The organism is Clavibacter capsici (assembly GCF_001280205.1).
GTDB lineage: Bacteria > Actinomycetota > Actinomycetes > Actinomycetales > Microbacteriaceae > Clavibacter > Clavibacter capsici.
The window spans coordinates 2,059,032-2,071,007 of the sequence record NZ_CP012573.1 but is presented as its reverse complement, the minus strand read 5'-3'; the positions used below and the strand labels follow the sequence as shown (position 1 = coordinate 2,071,007).

Below are 11,976 nucleotides of genomic sequence, written 5' to 3'. Positions count from 1 at the left end.
GGCGGGCCCTCCCCAGGGAGGACCCGCCCCTCGTGCATGCGGCGGCCCGCCGCCCGCCGGAGCGCTCCCCGCACCGGCACTAGATTTGATGCATGTCATTCTCAGTCGCCGTCGCGGGAGCCAGCGGCTACGCGGGCGGGGAGCTCCTCCGCCTGCTCGCCGACCACCCGCGCCTCGAGGTCCAGACGCTCACTGCCTTCCAGAACGCGGGCGAGCGTCTGCGACAGGTGCACCCGCACCTCACCTCGTACGCCGACCGCACCTTCGTCGAGACGACCGCCGCCGAGCTCGCGGGCCACGACGTCGTGTTCCTCGCGCTGCCGCACGGCAAGTCGGGCGCCATCACGGCCGAGCTCGACGACCAGACCCTCGTGGTCGACTGCGGCGCCGACCACCGGCTGGTCGACGAGGCCGCGTGGGATGCGTTCTACGGCGGAGACTTCGCGGGCGCCTGGCCGTACGGCCTGCCCGAGCTCCTGCACGCGGAGGAGGGCGGCACCCAGCGCACGCACCTGTCGGGCGTGAAGCGCATCGCGGTGCCCGGATGCAACGTCACCGCCATCACGCTCGGGCTCCAGCCGGGGATCCGCGCGGGCGTCATCGAGCCCGAGGACATCGTCGCGGTGCTCGCCGTGGGCCCGTCCGGCGCGGGGCGCTCGCTCCGCACGAACCTGCTGGCCAGCGAGATCCTCGGCTCCGCGAGCGCCTACGCGGTCGGCGGCACGCACCGGCACACGCCGGAGATCCGGCAGAACCTCGAGACCGCGGGGGGCGGGCACGTGAGCGTGTCGTTCACGCCCGTGCTCGTGGCCATGGCCCGGGGGATCCTGGCCACGGCCACCGCGCGCCTCGCCCCCGGCTTCTCCGCGCACGACGTGCGCGCGGCCTGGGAGCTCGCCTACGCCGACGAGCCGTTCGTGCACCTGCTGCCCGAGGGCTCGTTCCCGAACGTGTCGGACGTCACGGGATCCAACACGGCGCTCGTCGGTCTCGCGGTCGACGAGGCGGCGGGCCGCGTCGTCACGGTCACGGCCATCGACAACCTGGTCAAGGGCACGGCGGGGGCGGCCATCCAGTCGGCCAACATCGCGCTCGGGCTGCCCGAGGCCATGGGCCTCCCGGTGGACGGGGTGGCCCCGTGAGCGTCACCGCCGCACGCGGCTTCGTCGCCGGAGGGGTCGCCGCCGGCCTCAAGTCCACGGGCGCGCTCGACGTCGCCCTCGTCCGGAACACCGGCCCGTCGCAGGCGGCGGCCGCGGTGTTCACCAGCAACCGCTGCCAGGCGAACCCCATCCTGTGGTCGCGCCAGGTCATCGGCGACGGCCGGGTGAGCGCCGTCGTGCTCAACTCCGGCGGCGCCAACTGCTACACGGGATCCCGCGGCTTCCAGGTCACGCACGCCACCGCCGAGGCGGTCGGCCGCGCGCTCGACGTCTCGAGCGGCGACGTGCTCGTCTGCAGCACGGGCCTCATCGGCGAGCAGCTCCCGCTCGAGAAGCTCGAGGACGGGGTCGCCCGCGCGGCGGTCGCGCTGGGCGAGGGCGGCGGCGACGACGCGGCCCGCGCCATCATGACCACCGACACGAAGCCCAAGCAGTCGGTCCGCGCGTCCGACGCCGGCTGGACCGTCGGCGGGATGGCGAAGGGCGCGGGCATGCTCGCGCCGGGGCTCGCCACGATGCTCGTGGTGATCACCACCGACGCCGACCTCGACGCGTCCGCGCTCGACCGCGCGCTCCGCGAGGCGACCCGCGTCACGTTCGACCGCCTCGACTCCGACGGCTGCATGTCGACCAACGACCAGGTGACGCTCCTCGCGAGCGCCGCATCCGGCGTCGTGCCCGACGCCGACGCGTTCCAGGCCGCGCTCACCTCGGTGTGCGCCGACCTCGCCGAGCAGCTCCAGGCCGACGCCGAGGGCGCGGCGCACGACATCGCCATCGAGGTCGTGCACGCGGCGTCCGACGACGACGCCGTCGAGGTGGGCCGCGCGGTCGCCCGCAGCAACCTCTTCAAGGCCGCCGTCTTCGGCAACGACCCCAACTGGGGTCGCGTGCTCGCCGCCGTCGGCACCACCGGCGCCGCCTTCGACCCGTACGGCATCGACGTCGCCATCAACGGCGTCGAGGTGTGCCGCGCGGGCGAGCCGCACGAGAGCCGCGACCTGGTCGACCTCCACCCGCGCGCCGTGCACGTCCTCATCGACCTGCACGCGGGAGACGCGACGGCGACCATCCTCACCAACGACCTCACGCACGACTACGTGCACGAGAACAGCGCGTACGCCAGCTGATGGCCGACGCAGACGGGACGGACGTGACCGCCATCACGCAGGAGGCCGCCGAGGAGGACCAGGCGCAGGCCGAGTCGAAGGCGGCGACGCTCATCGAGTCGCTGTCGTGGCTGCAGCGCTTCCACGACCGCATCGTGGTCGTGAAGTTCGGCGGCAACGCCATGGTCGACGAGGAGCTCACGCGCACCTTCGCGGAGGACGTCGTGTACCTCCGCTACGCCGGGCTCCGGCCCGTCGTCGTGCACGGAGGCGGACCGCAGATCAGCGCCATGCTCACGCGCCTCGGCATCGAGAGCGAGTTCCGCGGGGGATACCGCGTCACCACCCCGGAGGTGCTCGAGGTCGTGCGCATGGTGCTCACCGGGCAGGTCAGCCGCGACGTCGTGCGCGGCATCAACGCGCACGGGCCCCTCGCGGCCGCCGTCTCGGGCGAGGACGCGGGCCTGTTCACGGGCCGCCGGCGCGGCGCGGTCGTCGACGGCGTCGAGGTCGACCTCGGCCTGGTGGGCGACGTCGTCGCGGTGGATCCCACGGCCGTGCTCGCGCAGCTCGACGCCGGCCGCATCCCGGTGGTCTCCTCCATCGCGCCTGACGAGTCCGACCCGTCCGTCTCGCTCAACGTCAACGCCGACGCCGCGGCCGCCGCGCTCGCCGTCGCGCTCGGGGCCGAGAAGCTCGTGATCCTCACGGACGTCGCCGGGCTCTACCGGGACTGGCCCGACCGCGGCTCGCTCGTCTCCGACATCCGCGCCGACGAGCTGCGCGCCCTGCTGCCCTCGCTCGAGTCGGGCATGATCCCCAAGATGGCGGCGTGCCTCGAGGCCGTCGACGGGGGAGTGCCCAAGGCCGCGATCATCGACGGCCGCATCCCGCACTCGATGCTCCTCGAGATCTTCACCACGAACGGAATCGGAACGGAGGTCGTGCCCGCATGACCACGACCCAGCCGGAGCGCCGGACCACGCAGACCGAGAGCGAGTGGTCCGACCGCTTCCAGGCCGCGATGATGCGCTCGTCGCCGCCCCCGCTCGCCATGCTCGTCCGCGGGGAGGGCTGCCGCGTGTGGGACTCGACCGGCCGCGAGTACCTCGACTTCCTGGCGGGCATCGCCGTCAACTCGCTCGGGCACGCGCACCCGGTGCTCATCCGCGCCGTCACGGAGCAGGTCTCCACGCTCGCGCACGTCTCCAACTACTTCGCCACGCCGCCGCAGATCGCCCTCGCCGAGCGCCTCCGTCGCATCACGGGCGCGGGCGACACCGGCCGCGTCTACTTCGGCAACTCGGGCGCCGAGGCGAACGAGGCGGCGTTCAAGCTCGCGCGCCGCAACGGATCCGCGCATCGCACGCGCGTCATCACGCTGCAGGGCTCGTTCCACGGACGCACCATGGGCGCGCTCGCGCTCACCGGCCAGCCCGCGCTGCAGGCGCCGTTCCTACCGCTGCCCGGCGGCGTCGAGCACATCGCGCCGACGCTCGAGGCGCTCGAGGCGGCCGTCGACGACACCGTCCAGGCCGTCATCCTCGAGCCGATCCAGGGCGAGGCCGGCGTCGTCGACCTGCCCGCCGGGTTCCTCCGCCGCGCCCGGGAGCTGACGCGCGAGCACGGCGCGCTGCTCATCCTCGACGAGATCCAGACCGGCGTCGGCCGCACGGGCCGCTGGTTCGCGTACGAGCACGAGGGCGTGCGGCCCGACGCGGTCACCATCGCCAAGGGCATCGCGGGCGGCGTCCCCATCGGCGCGCTCGTGGCCTTCGACGCCGCGGCCGACCTGCTGCAGAAGGGCCAGCACGGATCCACGTTCGGCGGCAACCCGCTCGCCACCGCGGCGGGGAACGCGGTGCTCGCCGAGATCGAGGACGCCGGGCTCGTGGAGAACGCCGCGCGCCGCGGCGAGGAGATCCGCGCCGCCATCACGGGCCTCGACTCCCCGCGCATCGCCGAGGTGCGCGGTCGGGGCCTGCTCATCGGCGTGGGCCTGCACGAGGACGACGGCGGGCGCATCGCGGCCGCCGCGCTCGGCGAGGGCCTCATCATCAACGCGCCGAACGCCCGCAGCCTCCGCATCGCGCCGCCGCTCATCGTGGGCGACGCCGAGGTGCGCGACTTCCGCGAGCGGTTCGGCCGCGCGCTCGAGCGCCTGCGCTGATCCGCGGGACGCTCGGGGCTGCTTGCCGCGTCCGTCCGTCGGCACCCCCGCGCGGGGGTGCCGGCGGACCGATCCGCCCCTGCACGTCCCCTAGGCTTGTCTGACCCCGAGTCCCCCGAGAGCGAGCGATGCGATGACCCGCCACTTCCTGCGCGACGACGACCTGAGCCCGGCCGAGCAGGCCGAGGTGCTCGACCTCGCGGTGCAGCTCAAGCGCGAGCGCTGGTCGGAGCGCCCCCTCGCGGGCCCCCAGACGGTCGCCGTGATCTTCGACAAGTCGTCCACCCGCACGCGCGTCTCCTTCGCCGTCGGCATCGCGGACCTCGGCGGCGTCCCGCTCATCATCAGCACCGCCAGCAGCCAGCTCGGCGGCAAGGAGACCGCGAGCGACACCGCGCGCGTGCTCGAGCGCCAGGTCGCCGCCATCGTGTGGCGCACCTACGGGCAGGCGGGCCTCGAGGAGATGGCCGCGGGCACCACGGTCCCCGTCGTCAACGCGCTCTCCGACGACTTCCACCCGTGCCAGCTGCTCGCCGACCTCCTCACCATCCGAGAGCACCGCGGCGATCCCGCCGGCCAGACCCTCACCTTCCTCGGCGACGGCGCCTGCAACATGGCCCAGTCGTACCTCCTCGCCGGCGCGACCGCGGGCATGCACGTCCGCATCGCGGCGCCCGCCGGCTACGTGCCCTCCGCGGACGTCGTCGCGGACGCGGAGCGCATCGCCGCCTCCACCGGCGGCTCGGTCCGGGTCCTCACGGATCCCGTCGAGGCCGTCACGGGCGCCGACGTCGTGGTCACCGACACGTGGGTGTCGATGGGCCGGGAGGAGGAGAAGGCCGTGCGGCTCGCCGAGCTCGGCGCCTACCAGGTCACGACCGAGCTCATGGCGCACGCGGTCGACGACGCGATCTTCCTGCACTGCCTCCCCGCCGACCGCGAGTACGAGGTGGCCTCCGAGGTCATCGACGGCCCGCGATCGGTGGTCTGGGACGAGGCGGAGAACCGCCTGCACGCCCAGAAGGCCCTGCTCGTCTGGCTGCTCCGCCAGGCGTAGCACCTGCAACCTCAGACATCTCAGCAACGGAAACGGAGAACGGCATGGCCGAACGCGTGGTACTGGCATATTCCGGCGGACTCGACACCTCGGTGGGCATCGGCTGGCTCAAGGACGCGACCGGCAAGGAGGTCGTGGCCCTCGCCGTCGACGTCGGCCAGGGCGGCGAGGACATGGAGGTCATCCGACAGCGCGCGCTCGACTGCGGCGCGGTCGAGGCCGTCGTCGTGGACGCCAAGGACGAGTTCGCGGACGACTACATCGTCCCCGCGCTGAAGGCGAACGCGCTCTACCAGAAGCGCTACCCGCTGGTCTCGGGCCTCAGCCGCCCGCTGATCGCCAAGCACCTCGCCCGCGTCGCCCACGAGCTCGGCGCGAACAGCGTCGCGCACGGCTGCACCGGCAAGGGCAACGACCAGGTGCGCTTCGAGGCCGCCGTCGCCGCGCTCGCGCCGGACCTGACCTCCATCGCGCCCGTCCGCGACCTGGCCCTCACGCGCGACAAGGCCATCGTCTACGCGAACGAGCACGACCTCCCCATCGAGCAGAGCAAGAAGAGCCCGTACTCGATCGACAAGAACGTCTGGGGCCGCGCGGTCGAGACCGGCTTCCTCGAGGACCCGTGGAACGGCCCCATCGAGGACCTCTACGAGTACACGCAGGACCCCGACGTCCTCCGCGACCCCACCGAGGTCACCATCACGTTCGAGGCCGGCGTCCCCGTCGCGATCGACGGCGTGCGCTACTCGCCGCTGCGCATCGTGCAGGAGCTGAACGCCGCCGCCGGCGCGCACGGCATCGGCCGCATCGACGTCGTCGAGGACCGCCTCGTCGGCATCAAGAGCCGTGAGGTCTACGAGGCCCCCGCCGCGATGACGCTCATCGAGGCGCACGAGGAGCTCGAGGCGCTCACCATCGAGCGCGACCTCGGCCGTTACAAGCGCGGCGTCGAGAAGGACTGGGCGAACCTCGTCTACGACGGCCTCTGGTTCTCCGGGCTCAAGCGCTCGCTCGACGCCTTCATCGAGGACTCGCAGCGGCACGTCTCCGGCGACATCCGCATGACCCTGCGCGGCGGACGCGCGGTCGTCACCGGCCGCCGCAGCGAGACGAGCCTGTACGACTTCGACCTCGCGACCTACGACACGGGCGACACGTTCGACCAGTCGCTGTCCAAGGGCTTCATCGAGCTGTGGTCGCTGCCGAGCAAGATCTCGGCGCGCCGCGACCTCGCGGTCGAGCAGGCCGCCCTGGCCGCCGACGACGCCGCGCCCGCCGCGGAGTAGCCGCATGACCGAGAGCACGGATCCGTCCTCCCGGGCGAGCGAGGCGGGCGCCCTCTGGGGCGGCCGCTTCGCCGGCGGGCCGTCGCCGGAGCTCGTCGCGCTGAGCCGCTCGACGCACTTCGACTGGCAGCTGGCGCCGTACGACATCGCCGGATCCCGGGCGCACGCCCGTGCCCTCGCGTCGGCCGGCTACCTGTCGGATGCCGAGCGCCAGGCCATGCTGCAGGCGCTCGACACGCTCGAGGACCGCGTCCGCTCGGGCGCGCTCGTCGCGTCCGAGGCGGACGAGGACGTGCACGGCGCCCTCGAGCGGGGCCTCATGGAGATCGCCGGGCCCGAGCTCGGCGGCAAGCTCCGCGCGGGGCGCAGCCGCAACGACCAGATCGCGACGCTCGTGCGCATGTACCTGCGCGACCACGCGGCGACCATCCACGCGATGCTCGTGCAGCTCGTCGACGCGCTGGCCGCGCAGGCGGAGGCGGCGGGCGGCGCCATCATGCCGGGCCGCACGCACCTGCAGCACGCGCAGCCCGTGCTCCTCGCGCACCACCTGCTCGCGCACTGCTGGCCGCTTGTACGCGATCTCGAGCGCCTCGCGGACTGGGACGCGCGCGCCGACGTGTCGCCCTACGGATCCGGCGCCCTCGCGGGCTCGACCCTCGGACTCGACGCCGGCGCGGTCGCGCGCGACCTCGGCTTCGCGCGCAGCTCCGAGAACTCGATCGACGGCACGGCCGCCCGCGACGTCGTGGCGGAGTTCGCGTTCGTGCTCGCCCAGGTAGGCATCGACCTGTCACGGCTGAGCGAGGAGATCATCCTCTGGAACACGCGCGAGTTCGGCTTCGTCACGCTGAGCGACTCGTACTCGACCGGGTCGTCGATCATGCCGCAGAAGAAGAACCCCGACATCGCCGAGCTCGCGCGCGGCAAGTCGGGCCGGCTCATCGGCAACCTCGCCGGTCTGCTCGCGACGCTCAAGGGCCTGCCGCTCGCGTACAACCGCGACCTGCAGGAGGACAAGGAGCCCGTCTTCGACTCGGTGCAGACCCTCGAGGTCCTGCTCCCGGCGTTCACGGGGATGATCGCGACGCTCCGCTTCGACGTCGACCGCATGGCGGAGCTCGCGCCGCAGGGCTTCTCGCTGGCGACCGACGTCGCCGAGTGGCTCGTGAAGCACCGCGTGGCCTTCCGTGACGCGCACGAGATCACGGGCGAGCTCGTGAAGCTCGCCGAGTCCCGCGGCGTGGGCCTCGACGGCCTCTCCGACGACGACCTGCGGGGGGTCTCGGAGCACCTGGTGCCCGAGGTCCGCGAGGTGCTGAGCATCGACGGATCCGTGGCGAGCCGGGACGGCGTCGGCGGCACCGCGCGCGTCCGGGTCGACGAGCAGCGCGCCGAGCTGGTGCGCCGGATCGCCGACCTCCGCTCCCGGGCCGACGCCGCGGCCGAGCGCCGGGCAGCGGCGTCCGCGGACGCGTCGGCATGACCCTCTCCAGCGGCCGCCGCCCGGAGCGGCCGGAGCCCCGCCATCGCTGGCTCCTGCCGCTCGTGGTCGGCGTGGCCGTCGCGGTGCTCGTGTTCGTGGTGGTCGTGGCGAGCCTCAACGGCGAGCTGATCTGATCCCCGCGTGATCGAGCCCGGCTTCTTCGCGCGCGATGCGGTCGAGGTGGCTCCGGCGCTCCTCGGCGCGGTCCTGTCACGCGACTCCGAGGACGGTCGCGTCTCGATCCGCCTCACCGAGGTGGAGGCGTACCGCGGCGTCGGCGAGGATCCCGGGTCGCACTCCTTCCGCGGGAGGCGCGCGCGCAACGCGACCATGTTCGGTCCCCCCGCGCACCTCTACGCGTACTTCACCTACGGCATGCACACGTGCGCGAACATCGTCTGCGGTCCCGAGGGCACGAGCGCGGGCGTCCTGCTGCGCGCGGGGGAGGTCGTGGAGGGGGCCGAGCTCGCGCGGGGTCGCCGAGGCGCGGCCGTGCGCGACCGCGACCTGGCCCGCGGCCCGGCTCGCCTCGCGGTGGCGCTCGGCATCCCGCTCTCCGACGACGGGGCGTCGCTCGCCGCGGCGCCCTACGAGCTCGTGCTCCCGGATGCGCCGCTCGCGCTGCCGGCCGCCGGCCCGCGCGTGGGCGTGTCCGGCCCGGGCGGATCCGGGGAGCTGTTCCCCTGGCGCTTCTGGGTGCCGGGCGACCCGACGGTCTCGCCGTACCGCGCCCACGTGCCCCGCGTCCGCCGCTGAGCGACGCGGGTCGACCGGCGCTACCGGACGACGAGCACGACCGCCGCGCACGTCGCGGCCCACAGCCAGCTCACGAGGGTGCCGATGATGAACCGCTCACGGGCCTCCGCCGCCTCGCCCAGCTCGCTGAAGCGGCCGACGCCCTTGATGGCGATCACGACGGCGAGGGCCTCCGGGTAGCCGGCGAGGATCACCGCCACGACGGCGAGCCGCTCGAGCATGCCGATGGTCGCGCCTCCACGCAGGACCTCGCGGGTCGGCCGGCGGATCGCGGACGGGTCGTCCTCCCGGCCGCGCGGCGGCACGAGGATCCCGCCGTACGCGCCGGCCGGCACGGAGCCGCGGGTCGCGAGCGCGAGGACGACCGTGGACGCGGATCCGCCGCCGAGCACGGCGAGCACGACCATCACGAGCCCGAGGTAGCCCACGACCAGCGGCGAGGCGGGCCCCGCGAGCGCCAGGCCCAGCACGAGCGCGGCCGCCAGCGCGCCCGCCGAGGCGGCGACGAGGCCGGTGCGCGGAGACCGCACGGCGAGGAGCGCCAGCACGAGCGACGCGGTGACGAGGACGCACAGCACCGCCGACGCCGCGACCTCGGCGGGCGTGCCGACGGGGATCACGACCGGCCTCCGGCCCGTGAGGGGTGCGGGGTCGGGTCGCCGGACGCCGACGCCTCGGCGTCGAGGTGCGCCAGCAGCGCCGTGAGCCCGGGGACCGCGGCGCGCTCGGCGCGCCATCCGCTCGTGCGCAGGCGCGTGCTCACCGCCTGCGGCGTGATGCCCAGCTGGGCCGCGACCTCCCGCTGGGTCGCACCGTCGGCCATGCGGTCGACGACGTCCCAGCCCTGCGGGGTGCGGCGATCCCGCGCGAGCAGCAGGAGGGTGACGAGCGCCTCGACCTCCGGGGCGCCCGGCAGCCCGGGGGACCCCGCGTGCTCGGGCGGCCCCGTCGGCGGATCCGTCGCGAGCGCGAACCGGGTCCCGCTGCGCTTCGCCGCGGTGACGGCGTCGCGCGCGGCGATGAACGCGGGACCGGTCGCCTCGCGGGTGGCCCGGGGGAGCGGGGTGCGCACGGCGCCGATGCCGAGCCCGACGCTCCAGTGCCCGGCGCGGGTGAGCACGAGGACCATGTCGAGCGCGGTGGCGGCATCGTCGACGAGGGCCTGGACCTCGTCGCCGGACGTGCGGTCCACGGGCAGCACGAGGCGCCCGTCGTAGCGGGCGGCGAGCTCGTCGCGCCCCGTCCCGGCACGATCGACGTCGTGACGGCTCGCCTTCTGGTCGGCGGTGATGACGAACATGCGATCCCCCTCGCGTCGCCGGCGCTCGCCGACGCATCAACATTACGCACTTGATCCAGAGACATCAATGCCAGGACCTTGATCCCCTGTCCGTGCTGTGCTCCCACTGTCGCCCGGACCCCCGACACCCGGATGGCGTGCGCGCCGGTGGCTGGATCCGCGCTGCCGTCCCGCCGCGCCCCGCGGCCCGCGGGGAGGTCCGCTGATACCGTGATCGGGTGACGAACGCCGATCCCGCCCCCCTCACCGCCCAGCGCAACGACCCGTCCTTCGCGGACGTCTGGGAGGAGATCGTGTGGCGGGGCTACGTGCACGTGTCGACGGACCAGGAGGCGCTCAAGTCCCTGCTCGCGGGCCCGCCGATCACGTACTACTGCGGCTTCGACCCGACGGCGCCGAGCCTGCACCTCGGCAACCTGGTGCAGCTGCTCCTCATGCGCCGCCTCCAGCTGGCCGGGCACCGTCCGCTCGGTCTCGTCGGCGGATCCACCGGCCTCATCGGCGATCCGCGGCCCACCGCGGAGCGCACGCTGAACACCCCCGAGGTCGTGGCGGACTGGGTGACCCGCCTGCAGGGGCAGGTGTCCTCGATCCTCAGCGCCGAGGGGGACAACGCCCTGCGCATCGTCAACAACCTCGACTGGACGGCGCCGCTCAGCGCCATCGACTTCCTGCGGGAGGTGGGCAAGCACTTCCGGGTGGGCACGATGCTCAAGAAGGACGCGGTGAGCGCACGCCTCAACTCCGACGAGGGCATCAGCTACACCGAGTTCAGCTACCAGATCCTGCAGGGGCTCGACTACCGCGAGCTCTACCGTGCCCACGGGTGCGTGCTGCAGACCGGCGGCAGCGACCAGTGGGGCAACCTCACCAGCGGCACCGACCTGGTCCGGCGCAGCGAGCGGGCGACCGTGCACGCCATCGGCACGCCGCTCATCACGAACTCGGACGGGACGAAGTTCGGCAAGAGCGAGGGCAACGCGGTCTGGCTCGACCCGGAGATGACGAGCCCGTACGCCTTCTACCAGTTCTGGCTCAACACGGACGACGCCGACGTCGTCCACCGCCTGCGCATCTTCACGTTCCTGGACCGGGCGCGGATCGAGGAGCTCGCCCGCGCGGTGGAGACGGAGCCGTTCCGACGGGAGGCGCAGCGCACCCTCGCGTGGGAGGTGACGACGCTGGTCCACGGGCGGGCCGCGACCGAGTCGGCCATCGCCGCGTCGCAGGCGCTGTTCGGCCAGGGGGAGCTGACGACCCTCGACGAGAGGACCCTCCGCCAGGCGATGGGGGAGCTGCCCAGCGCCGAGATCGCGCCGGGGACGACGGTCGTCCAGGCCCTCGTCGACGCCGGCCTCGTCTCGAGCGCGGGGGAGGCTCGTCGCGCGATCACGCAGGGCGGCGTCTACCTGAACAACGCCGCCGTGGGCGATGCGGGCGCGGTCGTGGACGACCTCCTGCACGGCCGTTTCGCGGTGATCCGGCGGGGCAAGAAGACCCTCGCCGGGCTCACCGTGGCCTGAATGGGCTGCCGATCTGGTCCTTCTCCGGGAGGCTGTCGCGACACGCCCGGGATGCGGGTTGTTTTGCGGGGGTGGGGTGGTCCGCGTAATGTCTCCTCTTGTCGCCGGAACGGGCGGGAAGCGGAA

12 protein-coding genes are annotated in these 11,976 nt (G+C 73.7%); 10 read left to right on the top strand and 2 right to left on the bottom strand.

Annotated features, from left to right (window positions below; genetic code table 11):
- The first annotated feature begins 92 nt into the window (after window positions 1-92).
- From argC to AES38_RS09690, 9 genes are all read left to right on the top strand, one after another.
- The gene (gene argC / locus AES38_RS09725; protein ID WP_053774794.1) at window positions 93-1,142 is read left to right on the top strand and encodes an N-acetyl-gamma-glutamyl-phosphate reductase; all 1,050 of its coding nucleotides are present in this window, start codon (window positions 93-95) and stop codon (window positions 1,140-1,142) included.
- Window positions 1,139-2,293: a bifunctional glutamate N-acetyltransferase/amino-acid acetyltransferase ArgJ gene (gene argJ, locus AES38_RS09720; protein WP_053774793.1), complete on the top strand. Its 1,155-nt coding sequence runs from the start codon at window positions 1,139-1,141 to the stop codon at window positions 2,291-2,293. The genes argC and argJ overlap by 4 nt, the downstream gene beginning before the upstream one ends.
- Before the next feature lie 23 nt (window positions 2,294-2,316).
- Window positions 2,317-3,228: an acetylglutamate kinase gene (gene argB, locus AES38_RS09715; protein ID WP_172404125.1), complete on the top strand. Its 912-nt coding sequence runs from the start codon at window positions 2,317-2,319 to the stop codon at window positions 3,226-3,228.
- Window positions 3,225-4,442: an acetylornithine transaminase gene (locus AES38_RS09710; protein ID WP_053774791.1), complete on the top strand. Its 1,218-nt coding sequence runs from the start codon at window positions 3,225-3,227 to the stop codon at window positions 4,440-4,442. Before argB ends, AES38_RS09710 begins: the two co-directional genes overlap by 4 nt.
- A gap of 133 nt (window positions 4,443-4,575) precedes the next feature.
- A complete protein-coding gene (gene argF, locus AES38_RS09705; RefSeq protein ID WP_053774790.1) occupies window positions 4,576-5,499 on the top strand; it encodes an ornithine carbamoyltransferase in 924 nt (307 codons plus the stop codon).
- Between the two features lie 44 nt (window positions 5,500-5,543).
- Window positions 5,544-6,785, top strand: a complete 1,242-nt coding sequence (locus AES38_RS09700) for an argininosuccinate synthase (RefSeq protein WP_053774789.1) — start codon at window positions 5,544-5,546, stop codon at window positions 6,783-6,785.
- A gap of 4 nt (window positions 6,786-6,789) precedes the next feature.
- Window positions 6,790-8,271: an argininosuccinate lyase gene (gene argH, locus AES38_RS09695; RefSeq protein WP_053774788.1), complete on the top strand. Its 1,482-nt coding sequence runs from the start codon at window positions 6,790-6,792 to the stop codon at window positions 8,269-8,271.
- On the top strand, window positions 8,268-8,405 hold the full coding sequence (locus tag AES38_RS16030) for a hypothetical protein (protein WP_167436752.1): 138 nt from the start codon (window positions 8,268-8,270) through the stop codon (window positions 8,403-8,405). Before argH ends, AES38_RS16030 begins: the two co-directional genes overlap by 4 nt.
- A gap of 7 nt (window positions 8,406-8,412) precedes the next feature.
- Window positions 8,413-9,027 (top strand): DNA-3-methyladenine glycosylase, encoded by a 615-nt coding sequence (locus tag AES38_RS09690; RefSeq protein ID WP_053774787.1) that lies wholly within the window; start codon window positions 8,413-8,415, stop codon window positions 9,025-9,027.
- 20 nt (window positions 9,028-9,047) lie between these two features.
- Here the strand turns inward: AES38_RS09690 and AES38_RS09685 are convergent, their stop codons facing one another.
- Both AES38_RS09685 and AES38_RS09680 read right to left on the bottom strand, forming a co-directional pair.
- A complete protein-coding gene (locus AES38_RS09685) occupies window positions 9,048-9,647 on the bottom strand; it encodes a hypothetical protein (RefSeq protein ID WP_053774786.1) in 600 nt (199 codons plus the stop codon).
- Window positions 9,644-10,327, bottom strand: a complete 684-nt coding sequence (locus tag AES38_RS09680; protein WP_053774785.1) for a helix-turn-helix domain-containing protein — start codon at window positions 10,325-10,327, stop codon at window positions 9,644-9,646. Before AES38_RS09680 ends, AES38_RS09685 begins: the two co-directional genes overlap by 4 nt.
- Window positions 10,328-10,545: 218 nt before the next feature.
- Here AES38_RS09680 and tyrS point away from each other — a divergent pair, with 218 nt between their 5' ends.
- A complete protein-coding gene (tyrS, locus tag AES38_RS09675) occupies window positions 10,546-11,850 on the top strand; it encodes a tyrosine--tRNA ligase (RefSeq protein ID WP_053774784.1) in 1,305 nt (434 codons plus the stop codon).
- The last annotated feature ends 126 nt before the right edge of the window (window positions 11,851-11,976 follow it).